The following is a 13,231-nucleotide window of genomic DNA, read 5'->3' on the forward strand; positions in this document are numbered from 1 at the left end:
ACTACTCAAGCCAGTTGAGTAGTAGGCAGGTAACATTATCGGCTCCTCCGCGATTGCGGGCGAGCTCGATGAGAGCAGCACACGCAGCATCGGAAGTTATGGATGGTGAAGCCATAGCGGCAATCTCCTCGTCGTGAACATAACGCGTCAGGCCATCGCTCGCAAGCAATATTCGATCGCCCGGCTCGAGCTCTGCTGCAAATAAATCTGCTTCTACTACAGCTCCAATGCCAATCGCACGCGTGATCGTGGACTGTAACGGCGAGTTAGCTGCATCCCTGGCCTGGATCGTCCCTTCCCTCACCTGTTCCGCGAGAAAGGAATGATCGAGAGTAATCTGCGTTGCTGTGTTCTGGCGCAGTAAATAGGCCCGGCTGTCTCCTATATTCGCGATGACCGCGGATGTCCCTTCGACAGCAATCGCAACCAGTGTCGCCCCCATTCCACGTAGAGAAGGGTCGCTTTCTGCGCGCGCATACACCGCTGCATTGGCACTGGCGACGGCATGATAAAGCGCATCAGAGATGGAAATTGCACTGCTAGTGGAATTATGCAGCAGCCGATAGGCAGTAATAAGCTGTTCGACAGCCATCTGGCTTGCAATCTCACCGCCTGCACAGCCACCCATTCCATCTGAAACGGCAAAGATGCCCAACGGCAGATCATAGGCAAAACGATCTTCATTATTCTGCCTGTGGCAGCCTATGTCGGTCTGCGCTGCTAATTCAATTCCATTCCATATCTCTGTCGGCACTTTCCGCAGACCTCCGCTAACTCGATTTTACATCCATCGCATTCCTCGTTAGACCTGTAGCTTTCAAAAATTAGCAAGAGTATTTCATTCACAACATCCCGCGAAACTATCGTAAACATCTTGTTTCTACAGGGAGAAATCGCAATCAAGCTCGCACGGACATCACAGAGAAAACACGCAAAAACGCTGAGCCGAGGCTTTCAATGTAAGCATATGAAGTAACTGAAAAGGCTAAATTACCGGCACCTTTTTTTGTAAAAAACACTTACATTCCGAAATCGAGCTACGCAGATCGTTTTCCGAGGCAAGCCCAGAACAAGGCCCAGGCTGAAACAGGAAAAAAATGGACGCTTCCTGCACAAAATATGTGCGAGTAGCCCGATATGGTTAAGCCATCATCAGCTATCGAAAAAATAGACGGCTTTACCCTCAAAACAAATCCCCAACAACACAAAGGGCCAGCCACAAGTGGCTGACCCTTCGTTTGACGGCGTAATTTTAGAAACCAGGCAGTGGCTCTCCGTATTACTTAGCCGCTGGCTTTTCAAGATGCCCGCCGAACTCATAACGAAGTGCGGAGAGAATCTTATTGGAGAAGTCAGCCTCACCGCGCGAAGTAAATCGCTCGTAGAGCGAAGCCGTCAGCACGGGCGTAGGCACACCTTCGTCGATTCCGGCTTTGATGGTCCAGCGTCCTTCGCCTGAATCCGAGACACGGCCTCCAAACTTCGCAAGCTCAGGATCTCCCGCCAGCGCGGACGAAGTTAGATCCAGCAGCCACGAAGCGATCACGCTGCCACGACGCCATACTTCGGCAATATCCGGCAGATTGAAGTCATATTGGTAGTGTTCCGGGTCGCGCAGAGGCGTCGTCTCCGCATCGATCTCATGCGTGTGCTTGCCAATGTTCGCAGACTTCAACACGCCCAGACCCTCGGCATAGGCAGCCATCATGCCGTATTCGATCCCGTTGTGCACCATCTTGACGAAGTGTCCGCCACCGCTATCGCCACAGTGCAGGTATCCCTGCTCCGCGGTGCTGACCACGTTCTCGCGTCCTGGCGTGTGCGGAATATCTCCGATACCGGGAGCGATTGTCTTGAAGATCGGGTCGAGGTGTTCTACCGCAGCCTTCGGTCCACCGATCATCATGCAGTAGCCGCGCTCCAGTCCCCATACGCCGCCGCTGGTTCCTACGTCGACATACTGGATTCCCTTCGGGGCCAGTTCCTTGGCGCGGCGAATATCGTCGATGTAGTAAGAGTTCCCTCCGTCAATCAGAATGTCGCCAGACTCCAGATGAGGAGCGATCTCGGCGATGGCCTTCTCCACGACGCCCGCCGGAATCATCAGCCAGATCGCACGCGGCTTCGCCAGCTTGCTCACGAGATCCTCCATAGAGGAAGCCCCCGTGATGCCCTTTTCCTGCGCCAGTTCTTCCACAACCTTCGGCGACATGTCGAAGACCGTGCATTCATGTCCATGCGCGACCAGCCGCTTCACCATGTTCGCGCCCATTCTTCCCAGTCCTACCATTCCAAGTTGCATCTGATCTTTTCCTCTTCCCTTCGTCTGGTGGATCGTTGAACATCGACATGCGTCAATCGTGATCTCACATGTCCTGCTGCAAATTGAGTACGCGGATCGTAAGATTTCCCGCCACTATCTTTCGGTTGGATGATACAACGTCCCCTTGTCAGGTTCGTAAGCGGCTTCGTTGTCGTGGTGCGATTATGGGTAGGATTTACCCGCAAACTCGCTCATTTGATTTAGCATCGTCCCAGACGCATGATACGTATTCAGGTGCTTTGGGCGATTCAACGCATGCGGGGTTAAACTGCTTTGCCACTCTTCTCCAGATCTCCGGCAACACGTTCCAGCAAGGGCGGTTCTCGTCGCTCCGCACGCAGCCTTGCTTTTGTCACCAGGGTTGCGGCGTGCAGCACCCCTCTCTTTGCCGGCGCGGCGTTTGCACAGTCTCCCACAAACATCTTTGCTCCCGCCGCTACACCAGCGCATTCGATCTTCGGCCTTTCGATGCTGGTGCTTTCGGTTACCTTTGCCATCTTTCTTATCGTTGGCGGGTTGCTGCTCTATGCGTTGATTCGCTACCGGCATCGCCCCACGGACTCCGAGCACGAACCAGCGCAGATCTATGGCAGCAACCAGATTGAGCTCTCCTGGACGGTCATTCCCATCCTGATCGTTGTGATGCTCTTCCTGTCCACCACGCGTGTCATCCTCAGGACCGAAGCGATTCCCAAGCCCGACAACACCATGGATGTAACGGTGATCGGGCATCAGTTCTGGTGGGAGTATCGCTACCCGAAGCTGGGAATCGTTACAGCCAACGAGCTTCATATTCCCATCAGTGATAAGGCGAGCCCTAAGCCGACGTATCTCACGATGTCGTCCACCGATGTGTCCCACAGTTTCTGGGTACCGCGCCTGGCTGGAAAGATGGACGTTATCCCCAACCGGGTCAATACCATGTGGATGGATCCCACAGAGCCAGGACTGTATCTCGGCCAATGCGCCCAGTACTGCGGAACCCAGCACGCGAAGATGCTGCTGCGGGTCTACGCCCAGTCCCCGGAAGACTTTGAGGCCTGGGTTAAACAGCAGCAAAAGCCCGCACAGCATGAATTCCCCGGCAATCCCGCCGCCACCGAAGGACAGACCGTGTTCATGCATAATGCCTGCATCAACTGCCATACGGTCTCGGGATCAGCAGCGACAGGAAGGTTTGGGCCCGATCTCTCCCACCTTGCCAGCCGCGACACTTTTGCCTCCGGAGCGGTCAAGAATACTCCGGAAAACCTAAGGAAGTGGATCGACAATCCAGATTCAATGAAACCCGGTTCGTTGATGCCGCCCATGCACTTGAACGAACATGATCTGAACGTGATTACCGCCTATCTCACAGAGCTTCACTAGAAGGAAGCGCAGCATAATGGCAACCCCGGTGATGGAAGCAATCGATCAAACGCAGTCTCCCCCGCAGGGCCCTCCAAGGCCGAATGTGATCTATGCGTGGCTGACAACGGTCGATCATAAAAAAATCGGCCTGATGTACATCGCCTACGCGCTGGTGTTTCTCCTTGTCGGCGGCGTTGAAGCGGTGTTGATGCGCATTCAACTCGCGATTCCCAATAATCATTTTGTGTCGCCGCAGGTCTTCAACCAGCTCTTCACCATGCACGGCACGACGATGGTGTTCTTCGTCGGCATGCCGATCCTCTTCGGGTTTGGGAATTACCTGGTTCCCCTGATGATCGGAGCCCGGGACATGGCGTTCCCACGGCTCAATGCGTTCAGCTTTTGGATCTCCGCGTTTGCCGGACTGCTGCTCTACTTCAGCTACTTCGGCGCAAGCGGCCTCTATGCCGCCGGTTCAGCGCCGGACGTCGGCTGGTTTGCTTACGCGCCCCTTACAGCCAAGGTATTCTCTCCCGGTCACAGCACGGACTACTGGACGCTGGCGGTCTTTCTGAGCGGTGTCGGGTCAATCGGCACGGCGCTCAACATCGTGACCACCATCCTCTGCATGCGCTGCAAAGGGATGAAGATGAGCCGCATGCCCCTGCTGCCCTGGCTCTACCTGGTGATGGCCAGCCTGGTCTTCGTCGCAGTCAGCCCCCTGACCGCCGCGCAGATCATGCTGACCCTGGACCGTTACATCGGTTCCCATTTCTTCGATACGCAGGCAGGCGGCTCGGCCGTGCTGTGGATGCACTTCTTCTGGATCTTCGGGCACCCCGAAGTCTATGTACTGGTGCTGCCGGCGTTCGCCTTTGTCAACGAGATTGTTCCCGTCTTCTCCCGCAAGGCCATGTTCGGCTATCCGGCGATGGTAGCGGCCTCGGTCTCCATCGGCTTTATCAGCTTGAGCGTATGGGCGCACCATATGTTCACCGTCGGTCTGGGCCCGGTCGGCAATACGTTCTTCGTCTTTGCCACGATGGTGATCTCGGTGCCGACGGGGATCAAGATCTTCAACTGGCTGGCGACGATCTGGGGTGGGAAAGTCATCTTCGCGACGCCAATGATGTTCTGCGTCGGCTTCCTCTTTCAGTTCCTGATCGCCGGTCTGACCGGCATCATGCTCTCGGCTGCCCCGTTCGACTGGCAGCTGGGCAACTCCTACTTCGTGGTGGCGCACTTCCACTATGTACTTGTAGGGTCGATCCTGTTTGCGATCTTTGGGGCCTTCTACTACTGGTATCCCAAGGTAACGGGTCGCATGATGAGCGAGACGCTGGGCAAGTGGCACTTCTGGCTCTTCATCATCGGCTTCCACCTCACCTTCGACTTCATGCACGTCCCGGGATTGCTGGGCATGCCACGCCGTATCTACACCTACGAAGCAGGCCGGGGCTGGGAGTCGTGGAACCTCATCGTCAGCATCGGAGCCATCTTCCAGGCTGCCGGCATTCTGGTCTTTTGCTACAACATGGTGCGGTCTTACTACCGGGGCAAAGAAGCCGGACACGATCCGTGGGATGCCTGGACGCTGGAGTGGTCCACACCGTCCCCTCCACCCGCCTATAACTTTGCTATTGAGCCAACGGTCAATAGCCGCCGCCCGCTATGGGACCTGAAACATCCTGAAGATCCTGACTCGGACTACGAATGATGAATACATCAAGCACAATTCCCGTCGCCGGATCGAGTGAAACACCCTGGACGCTGCCCTATCGTGGCACGATCGGGATGGCCTGCCTGATCCTGGCGGAAGCCGCGATCTTCATCATCTTCGTCGTCGCCTATATTTTTTACATCGGCAAGAGCCTCAGCGGGCCAACCCCGGCGCAGGTGCTGGAGCTGCCGATCTTTGGCACCATCTGCCTGCTCTCCAGCAGCATCACCGTCCACTTCGCCAGTAGTGCGCTACGCAAAAATAACCTGCGCGGCTGCACGGCCTTTCTGGCAGGAACCGTTCTTCTGGGAGCGATCTTCCTCGTTACCACCGCCCTGGAGTGGCACCACCTTATCTACGATAAGGGCCTGACCATCCAGACCAACCTCTTCGGAACGACCTACTACTCGCTCGTCGGTCTGCACGCGACCCATGTCGTTGTGGGTCTCATCATGCTCACTCTCGCGCTTCTCTTCGCCTTGACCGGGCACCTGAAAGAAGAACATGAGAAGAAGCTCGAAGTGCTCTCTCTTTACTGGCATTTCGTCGATGCAGTCTGGGTCGTCGTATTTCTGGTCGTCTATGTTTTGGGACGCTGATCTGTTGATTTTCAAGGGTAAGGAGGAGCGCCATGCAACAGGACCATCCAATCAATCAGCCCGAGCAGCAGCATAGCCCGGAGCACCATGCTGACACCGTCCTCCTTCCGGAGCCGACGCCTTGGCCGATGGTGCTTTCGCTCGGCCTCGCTCTGTCGATTACCGGCATGGTGACGCATTGGGTCGTCAGCCTGCTTGGCCTCGTTCTTACTCTGCGCTCCATGGTCGGCTGGTTCTTCGATGTCTTCCCCCACGAGAAACACATCTACGTCCCAGTCCAGGCTGGAATCATCGAGATCACCAGCACTCGAACCACCCGCTCTCAACTGCCGGTCGGTGTCGATCATCGCAAGTTGATTCCGATTGAGACCTTCAGCGTTACCGCCGGGCTCAAAGGCGGCATCGTAGGCGGCATCGCGATGATCTTGCCTGCAGCTCTCTTTGGCCTCATCCGCTATCACAGCGTCTGGTATGCCGTGAATCTGCTGGCCGCGGGCGGCTTTGTTCACTGGGCAGGCGAAAGCGACGCCTTCCTGGCCCAGTTTCACTTGTACGGTCTTCTCGCCGCTACCGCCATCCACGGCCTCACCTCGATCCTTATCGGCCTGCTCTACGGCGCGATGCTTCCCATGTTTCCGCGCAAACCCATTCTTACAGCGGGCTTCGTCGCCCCCTTACTTTGGACAGGCATTCTCTACTCGGCGCTGGGAGTGATCAGCCCCATCCTCAATGCGCGTATCGACTGGCTCTGGTTCGTCATTTCGCAGATAGCCTTCGGCCTGGTCTGCGGCTTCATCGTCAACCTGCAGGTCAAGGTACGGACGCCACAGTTCCGAGCGCTGCCTTTCTCTGTCCGTGCCGGTATCCACAGCGACCAATCTCACAAGGAAGATCCCTCTCATAAGGAAGACCAATGAGATCGCCCCAAGAAATTCGTCGTATGAGACCTGCCTCGCGAAGACTTAACGTGCTTGGCACTCTCACGCTGTCTGTGGGCGGCATGGCCCTCACCGGCTGCAACCACATCCATGGCCGTCCCGGCCCTGGACCCGAAGTCGTACGCCCCGAAGAGGTCCTCGACTTCCCCACCCTCTACAAAGAGAACTGCGCTGCCTGCCACGGAGCGACGGGCAAGGGGGGAGCGGCCCTCGCGCTTGCTAACCCGGTGTATCTTGCCGTGGCCGGAGAAGACAACCTGCAGCGAACGATCTCTAAGGGAGTCAACGGCAAGCTGATGCCCCCCTTCGCTCAGAGTGCGGGTGGCATGTTGACCGATCAGCAGGTCACAGTGCTGGCGAAAGGCATTCTGCAGACGTGGGGAACACCGAACATTCTTGCAGGCCAGAATCCTCCGCCCTACCTGGCGACTCTGCCGGGAGATGCCGAGCACGGACAACAGGCCTTTACCACCTCCTGCGCACGATGCCACGGAGCGACGGGTGAAGGAAGCGCGCAAGGGACCAAGGGCAAACTCGGCTCCATCGTCGATCCCTCCTACCTCGCGCTCATCAGCGATCAGGACCTGCGCAGTCTCATGATCGCCGGCCGGCCCGACGAAGGAATGCCCGACTGGCGCACCGACTCCGCCCATCCCCTTACCGATCAGCAGATTACCGACATCACAGCATGGCTTGCCTCAAAGCGTGTTTCCGACCCGGGCCAGCCCTATCGCACACACCCTTAAACCATGGGTCGAATGAATATCGCTCAACACGAAGAGAGCACAGGAGCAAAGACGCGATGACACCGAGCGAGCAGCAAATTCCACCGGGAGCCCCCCTGACCGAGCCGGCGAATCCGGAGAGCCATAAGAGTGCCGGCCACTCGCGCCGCGTCTTTCTCTTCAAGCTCTCGTTGTTGGTAAATGGAGCGGTCGGCGCGGTTCTGGCCGTGCCCATCCTCGGCTATCTTCTGGGGCCTGCGCTGAAGAAGACTTCTGCCGACAACTCCTGGATCAACCTCGGCCCTCTGGCCGACTTTCCCGAAGGCGAGACCCGCCTGGTCAACTTCCGCAATCCTGTCACCACCTCCTGGGATGGCCAGACCGGCGACATTCCCTGCTGGGTTCGCCGCATCTCCGGAAACACCTTCCAGGTATTCGCGATCAACTGCGCACACCTCGGCTGCCCCGTCCGCTGGTTCGCTCAGTCACAACTCTTTATGTGTCCCTGCCATGGCGGCGCGTACTATGCTGATGGCTCCCGCGCGTCGGGTCCGCCGGAGCGCGGTCTCTTCGAGTATGAGTACCAGGTCGTCTCGGGCAGCCTGGTCATCAGCGCCGGAAAGATGCCGACGCTCGCCAACCAGGCCAAGAACGAGTCGCCATTGGTCCAGCTTGAAGGGGCCACATCAACAGAGGCTCCATTACCCAAACCGAGGTGCAGCTCATGTCAGAGCTAAAGCGACGCAGCATCGAGGTCTATAACTGGTTCGAGCAGCGGCTCGGGCTGGGAGCCCCTGTCATTGAGGCGGCAGAGCACGAGGTCCCGGCCAACACGGCCAGTTGGTGGTACGTCTTCGGCAGTGCCGCGACGGTCATCCTCGTCCTCCAGGTCATGACGGGCATTCTGCTCGCGCTGGTCTATGCTCCAACCGCGGGCCATGCCTGGAACAGCCTTGAGTTCCTCGACCACAACGTCAAACTCGGCTGGTTCCTACGCGCGATGCACGGCTGGGGCTCCGACTTCATGGTCGCCATCGTGCTGATCCACATGGCACAGGTCTTCCTCTTCGGCGCGTACAAGTTTCCTCGCGAGCTTACCTGGATCATCGGCGTCTTCCTTCTCCTTCTCACCCTCGGCATGGCCTTCACCGGGCAGGTATTGCGCTTCGATCAGGACGCCTACTGGGGCCTCGGCATCGGAGCCTCCATCGTCAGCCGCGTTCCCCTGATCGGTGCTCCGCTCGTCGGCCTGATGCTGGGCGGCCCGATCATCGCCGGTCCTACGCTCTCCCGCTTCTTTACGCTGCACGTCTTCGTCATTCCTGGCATCCTGCTGGCGATGGTCGGCCTGCACATCTGGATGGTGCTGCGTCTCGGCATCAATGACTGGCCGATGCCCGGCCGTCTCGTCAACCGGAAGACCTACGTCAGCGAGTATCACCACCTCACCGAAAAGACCGGCATCCCCTTCGTTCCCGATGCCGCCTGGAAGGACTCGCTCTTCGCCGCAGCCATCATGCTCGCGGTGATGGCCTGCGCCCTGTGGTTCGGCCCCTTCGGCCCTACCGGCCAGCCGGACCCCACTATCATCCAGACAGCACCCAAGCCTGACTTCGCCTTCCTCTGGATCTACGCGGTACTGGCCTATCTGCCTCCGAGCCTTGAGACTCCCGTGCTCTTCATTGCACCTGTTCTCGGGATTGGAGCCATGCTCCTGCTGCCGCTTCTCTCCGGAGAGGGAGAAAAGCACTGGTCGCGCCGTCCTGTAGCCGTGCTGATGGTGGCTGTGATCGCCGTCATCCTGGGAGCCTTCACCCGTCTCGGAATGTACACGCCGTGGAGCCCGGTCATGAACGCCTGGACCAGTGACCCGATCCCTGCGGCTTATCTGAAAGACCGTACTCCCCTCGAACGAGAGGGCGCGCTCGTCCTGCAGAACAAGCAGTGCCGTAACTGTCACTCCATCGGCGGCGCCGGTGGAATGCGTGGGCCTGCACTTGACGCTGTTGCCTCCAAGATGACGGAAGACCAGATCATCCGCCAGGTGCTGCAAGGTGGGGGCAACATGCCGGCCTACGGCAACGCACTCAATCCTTCCGAGACCACCGCGCTCGTCCACTTCCTGACAACGTTGCGCGGTGACGATCTATCCCCTGCCATCGATGCCTCTCAGCATCTGGTGTCCTCCAGTGAACAGCCCGCAGGCCCTCCCAAGGAGCATTAGCTGTGTGTTTCCCCTACGCCCATGCCTCCTGAGTGCCGGGCTATCTTTGCAGAGTGGTCGCCGCCTATCTTTCTTACGACGGCGATCCTTCTTACCGCCATCGTCTACACACGCGGCTGGTTTGCCATACGGAAGACCAGGCCGGAGCTCTTTCCGTCCTGGCGGCTAGGCACCTTCCTGCTGGGCCTTGCGATCATCTGGATTGCGATTGGCTCACCGCTCGACGGCTTCGCCGATGCCCTCCTCAGCGCGCACATGGTGGAGCATCTGCTCCTGATGTCCTTCGTTCCGCCGCTGCTGCTGCTAGGCTATCCCATAGTACCTCTTCTGCGCGGTCTGCCTCGCGGACTTATGCGTGGGCTGGGACCGTTGTTCCGCCTGAAGTTCCTGCGCCGCCTGGGCCACTTCCTCACCACGCCCGTGGTCGCCTGGATCGCGATGAACTTTATCTTCCTCGGCTGGCACATCCCAGGGGCCTACGACTTCGCGCTGGAGCACGAGCATTGGCACGAGTTCGAGCACCTCTGCTTCCTCGGCTCGTCGATTCTCTTCTGGTGGCCCCTGATTCGCCCCTGGCCGACGAACTCACGCTATCCGGGCTGGTACATCCTGCCCTACCTGGTGGCTGCGGACATCGTCAACACGGCGCTCTCAGCCTTCCTGGCCTTCTGCGATCGCCCTGTCTATAGCTACTACGTAGAGCAACCGAACCCGTTCCATATCTCGCCGCTCTCCGATCAGACGGCAGGTGCGGTGATTATGTGGGTCGTCGGGTCGATGGCCTTTCTGATTCCAGCGTTCGTCATTACGCTCCGTCTGCTACAACAGGAAACGAGATCTCGAGCCTGACTTCGGTGCAGCCCCCTGCTCTGTTGTTAAAAGAGAAAGGCCTGGGCTACCCCCAGGCCTTTCTCAGCACAAACGGCAAGATCAGCCGTCTTCGATTCAAAGCTTAGTAAGATGGCGAATACAGCGCCAGCCACAGGATACAAGTCACCCCAAAAAGAATCACCAACAACGGCCACCAGCGTTCCAACCAAGACGACTCACTCGATGCACTCATCCCAACATTCTCCTTTTCCTACCTCTCGATCCTACCCGAGAACAAACGCCTCACTCAACCCGCCCACCTCAGGTAGCTTGCTGCGGCACAGTCCAATCTCGAACTTTGACGGCACGCCTTGGGCCGTAATCTTACTTTTTCTTGTTCACGACAAAGCGCAGAAGCCGATCGGCAGCTTTACTGATTCCGATACGGGGTGTGACGTCGATGTGATCCGGGCGGTAGCCGTCATCGAGTATCTGCAGAGGTGAACCACGAAGCGTAACGTCAATGCCATTGATCGGTGCGCGCGTAATGCCCAGGGCCTGGGTGAGACGACCGGGGCCTCCCGTCAACAACTGCGGCTTCACACCGCTCTGCAGGCCACGAAGCTCGGCCATCGTCTCAAGGCCTTCGATCGGCTCAAGCGCTCGGAAGAGCACACCGCCGGGCTGCCCATCGGGAAGACAGGAGACATTCAAGCAGTAGTGCATTCCGTAGATGAAGTAAACATAAGCAAACCCCGGAGGCCCAAAGAGCACGGAGTTGCGGTCTGTACGACCGCCGTACGTATGGGATGCCGGATCGGCGAAGCCAAGGTAAGCTTCAACCTCGGTGATACGGCCCGTGAGCCGTTCTCCGTCACGATGATGTGTGATCAGTTTGCCCAGCAGAGCACGCGCGACGATCTCCGGGGAATCCAGATAAAAGCTACGCGGGAGAAGGACCGGTTTCGGCAAGGCGCGAGTCATTTGTGTCGGAGCACTCTTTGCAGGATAACGGCTTCATTATGCGCTTCATCCTTCGCGCCATAAACCAACGTCACCGGCCCTTGCGACACCTTCTGCTTCAGCAATGCGAGCGGTTCCCCCTTCGACTTCAGCTCTTCCGCATAGCGTTCCTGAAACTCCACCCACTTCGCCGCATCATGGGCAAACCATTTGCGCAGCTCCGTGCTTGGAGCAATGTCCTTTAGCCAGAGATCTACCTTTGCTCTCTCCTTGGTAAGGCCTCTGGGCCATAACCTGTCGACAAGAATACGAGTTCCATCGGTGTCTTCAGGCACCAGATATACCCGTTTGATCCTGACACTCATCCCTGGCGACCTTTCGAGAATGCCGAAGAGATCCCCAGGGATGATGCTGCATCGTTATGGCTGAAGAAGCGCCCCATTCGCACTATCGTAGTGGAAGATCGACGAGATCTCCCCATCGATAGACTCTTTTATCTCTCCAGTCTTTAGATCGTCTTCCACCTTGATGATTTTCTTTGGAAAGGGCGGGCAGCTCACCTCAATGCCGCTCTGAAAACCCTGCGCTAAGGGACGCAAAGAACATTGCAGACCATCGTAACGAGCGAAATTGATTCCGCCTTCCGGCGTGAGGATCAGAGAAAACACAGGGCGGCCGAGCATATCCACCGCAGTGAACTTCTGGTTTGCCTTGTAATCAAGATTCGACAGATCGCCAGCCCCGGCATAGGGTCCCACTAAAGAATGCGAGATCAAACCTTCCGGAGTGAGATACAGATGAGGGATCAGACTCCCCGTGCCACGATAATTTCCCAGCCATAACGCGAGATGAAAGTGCGGCGGAGAGTCGAGGTGTCCATGCGGATAGTTTGTGTCGAACCCCATGAGAAAGAGCCGTCCCAGATTCTGGTCGTCCACATAGTGATCGAGTCCCAGCTCGCGAATTGCTTCCAACAAGCCAAACTCCAAATTGTTTGCGGCTTCGCGTTGCACCGCTGGAAAATCGCCTGTAGCGTAGGCACCAGCGCGCCTGGCCGGATCACCATGTTCGAAGCGCAACTCTACTCCCTGCCAATAAAGGTGTGTCTGAAACTCTCCTGAATTAGGCCGGTCGGCAATCTGCGACGGCACCGTAAAGTGAATGCCGTTGGAGGTCCGTTCAAAGGAGAGATCCGTAGTCTCAAGCAGGACGCGTTCAAAGGCGTTGCTCTCCGTGTCCACCTGGAGATCGATAAAGGTGGAACGCGGAATACGCATCGCCAGGATTGTCTCCCGAGCATTTTGTCTCGCATAAGCAGGATCATCGATCGTTTTGCAATCACTGCAGGTTGCAGGGAAATGGATCGTGCTGGGCAGGTCCGCTGGAGCATTCGCCGTCTTGACGAGTTTGATTGTGACCAGAACGGTTTCTTCCGCATGAACGGCAGAAACAAGCAGGAACAACGACAACAAAGTAGTCAGCAGGTATTTCATGGATCTCCGGGGAGTAACGGCAGCATCCATCAGGATGCTGCCATTTTGGGATGGAGCTGGCGGCATAACCACCAGCTTTGTTCTGC

The 13,231-nt window shown here is 57.5% G+C and carries 13 protein-coding genes; 8 read left to right on the top strand and 5 right to left on the bottom strand.

Translation table 11 applies throughout. The features are described from left to right. Nucleotide 1: 1 nt before the first annotated feature. Together HDF15_RS12335 and gnd are read right to left on the bottom strand one after the other, a co-directional pair. Nucleotides 2–754 carry a Stp1/IreP family PP2C-type Ser/Thr phosphatase gene (locus HDF15_RS12335; RefSeq protein ID WP_184255925.1) on the bottom strand — a complete coding sequence of 251 codons (753 nt, stop codon included), beginning with the start codon at nt 752–754 and terminating at the stop codon, nt 2–4. A gap of 525 nt (nt 755–1,279) precedes the next feature. Beyond that, complete coding sequence (gene gnd / locus HDF15_RS12340) at nt 1,280–2,302, bottom strand: phosphogluconate dehydrogenase (NAD(+)-dependent, decarboxylating) (protein WP_184255927.1); 1,023 nt, start codon at nt 2,300–2,302, stop codon at nt 1,280–1,282. A gap of 294 nt (nt 2,303–2,596) precedes the next feature. Here gnd and coxB point away from each other — a divergent pair, with 294 nt between their 5' ends. From coxB to HDF15_RS12380, 8 genes are read left to right on the top strand one after another with little or no spacing between them, the layout of a single operon-like run. Further along, entirely contained in the window at nt 2,597–3,691 is a 1,095-nt protein-coding gene (coxB, locus tag HDF15_RS12345) for a cytochrome c oxidase subunit II (RefSeq protein WP_184255929.1), read from the top strand. A 16-nt stretch (nt 3,692–3,707) separates the two neighbouring features. Beyond that, nucleotides 3,708–5,390 carry a cytochrome c oxidase subunit I gene (ctaD, locus tag HDF15_RS12350; protein ID WP_184255930.1) on the top strand — a complete coding sequence of 561 codons (1,683 nt, stop codon included), beginning with the start codon at nt 3,708–3,710 and terminating at the stop codon, nt 5,388–5,390. Continuing rightward, nucleotides 5,387–5,992 (top strand): heme-copper oxidase subunit III, encoded by a 606-nt coding sequence (locus tag HDF15_RS12355; RefSeq protein ID WP_184255932.1) that lies wholly within the window; start codon nt 5,387–5,389, stop codon nt 5,990–5,992. Before ctaD ends, HDF15_RS12355 begins: the two co-directional genes overlap by 4 nt. Before the next feature lie 32 nt (nt 5,993–6,024). Further along, entirely contained in the window at nt 6,025–6,909 is an 885-nt protein-coding gene (locus HDF15_RS12360; RefSeq protein ID WP_184255934.1) for a hypothetical protein, read from the top strand. 50 nt (nt 6,910–6,959) lie between these two features. Next, nucleotides 6,960–7,676, top strand: coding sequence for a c-type cytochrome (locus tag HDF15_RS12365; RefSeq protein ID WP_311733090.1), 717 nt, complete (start codon nt 6,960–6,962; stop codon nt 7,674–7,676). Between the two features lie 56 nt (nt 7,677–7,732). Next, a complete protein-coding gene (locus HDF15_RS12370; protein WP_184255938.1) occupies nt 7,733–8,392 on the top strand; it encodes a ubiquinol-cytochrome c reductase iron-sulfur subunit in 660 nt (219 codons plus the stop codon). Next, the gene (locus HDF15_RS12375; RefSeq protein WP_184255939.1) at nt 8,380–9,879 is read left to right on the top strand and encodes a cytochrome b N-terminal domain-containing protein; all 1,500 of its coding nucleotides are present in this window, start codon (nt 8,380–8,382) and stop codon (nt 9,877–9,879) included. The genes HDF15_RS12370 and HDF15_RS12375 overlap by 13 nt, the downstream gene beginning before the upstream one ends. A 21-nt stretch (nt 9,880–9,900) precedes the next feature. Continuing rightward, nucleotides 9,901–10,728 (top strand): cytochrome c oxidase assembly protein, encoded by an 828-nt coding sequence (locus HDF15_RS12380; protein WP_184255942.1) that lies wholly within the window; start codon nt 9,901–9,903, stop codon nt 10,726–10,728. A gap of 345 nt (nt 10,729–11,073) precedes the next feature. Here the strand turns inward: HDF15_RS12380 and HDF15_RS12385 are convergent, their stop codons facing one another. From HDF15_RS12385 to HDF15_RS12395, 3 genes are read right to left on the bottom strand one after another with little or no spacing between them, the layout of a single operon-like run. Next, the gene (locus HDF15_RS12385; protein ID WP_184255944.1) at nt 11,074–11,673 is read right to left on the bottom strand and encodes a DNA-3-methyladenine glycosylase; all 600 of its coding nucleotides are present in this window, start codon (nt 11,671–11,673) and stop codon (nt 11,074–11,076) included. Beyond that, nucleotides 11,670–12,017 carry a DUF488 domain-containing protein gene (locus HDF15_RS12390; protein ID WP_184255946.1) on the bottom strand — a complete coding sequence of 116 codons (348 nt, stop codon included), beginning with the start codon at nt 12,015–12,017 and terminating at the stop codon, nt 11,670–11,672. The genes HDF15_RS12385 and HDF15_RS12390 overlap by 4 nt, the downstream gene beginning before the upstream one ends. 54 nt (nt 12,018–12,071) lie before the next feature. After that, nucleotides 12,072–13,145 (bottom strand): hypothetical protein, encoded by a 1,074-nt coding sequence (locus tag HDF15_RS12395; RefSeq protein ID WP_184255948.1) that lies wholly within the window; start codon nt 13,143–13,145, stop codon nt 12,072–12,074. Nucleotides 13,146–13,231: the final 86 nt, after the last annotated feature.

It is taken from the genome of Granulicella mallensis (assembly GCF_014203225.1).
Taxonomy (GTDB): Bacteria; Acidobacteriota; Terriglobia; order Terriglobales; family Acidobacteriaceae; genus Granulicella; species Granulicella mallensis_A.

Excerpts from the sequence above, each read along its gene's own strand:
- gnd (WP_184255927.1), bottom strand. The coding sequence starts at position 2,302 with ATGCAACTTGGAATGGTAGGACTGGGAAGAATGGGCGCGAACATGGTG.
- ctaD (WP_184255930.1), top strand. The coding sequence starts at position 3,708 with ATGGCAACCCCGGTGATGGAAGCAATCGATCAAACGCAGTCTCCCCCG.
- HDF15_RS12355 (WP_184255932.1), top strand. The coding sequence starts at position 5,387 with ATGATGAATACATCAAGCACAATTCCCGTCGCCGGATCGAGTGAAACA.
- HDF15_RS12360 (WP_184255934.1), top strand. The coding sequence starts at position 6,025 with ATGCAACAGGACCATCCAATCAATCAGCCCGAGCAGCAGCATAGCCCG.
- HDF15_RS12370 (WP_184255938.1), top strand. The coding sequence starts at position 7,733 with ATGACACCGAGCGAGCAGCAAATTCCACCGGGAGCCCCCCTGACCGAG.
- HDF15_RS12375 (WP_184255939.1), top strand. The coding sequence starts at position 8,380 with ATGTCAGAGCTAAAGCGACGCAGCATCGAGGTCTATAACTGGTTCGAG.
- HDF15_RS12380 (WP_184255942.1), top strand. The coding sequence starts at position 9,901 with ATGCCTCCTGAGTGCCGGGCTATCTTTGCAGAGTGGTCGCCGCCTATC.
- HDF15_RS12385 (WP_184255944.1), bottom strand. The coding sequence starts at position 11,673 with ATGACTCGCGCCTTGCCGAAACCGGTCCTTCTCCCGCGTAGCTTTTAT.
- HDF15_RS12390 (WP_184255946.1), bottom strand. The coding sequence starts at position 12,017 with ATGAGTGTCAGGATCAAACGGGTATATCTGGTGCCTGAAGACACCGAT.
- HDF15_RS12395 (WP_184255948.1), bottom strand. The coding sequence starts at position 13,145 with ATGAAATACCTGCTGACTACTTTGTTGTCGTTGTTCCTGCTTGTTTCT.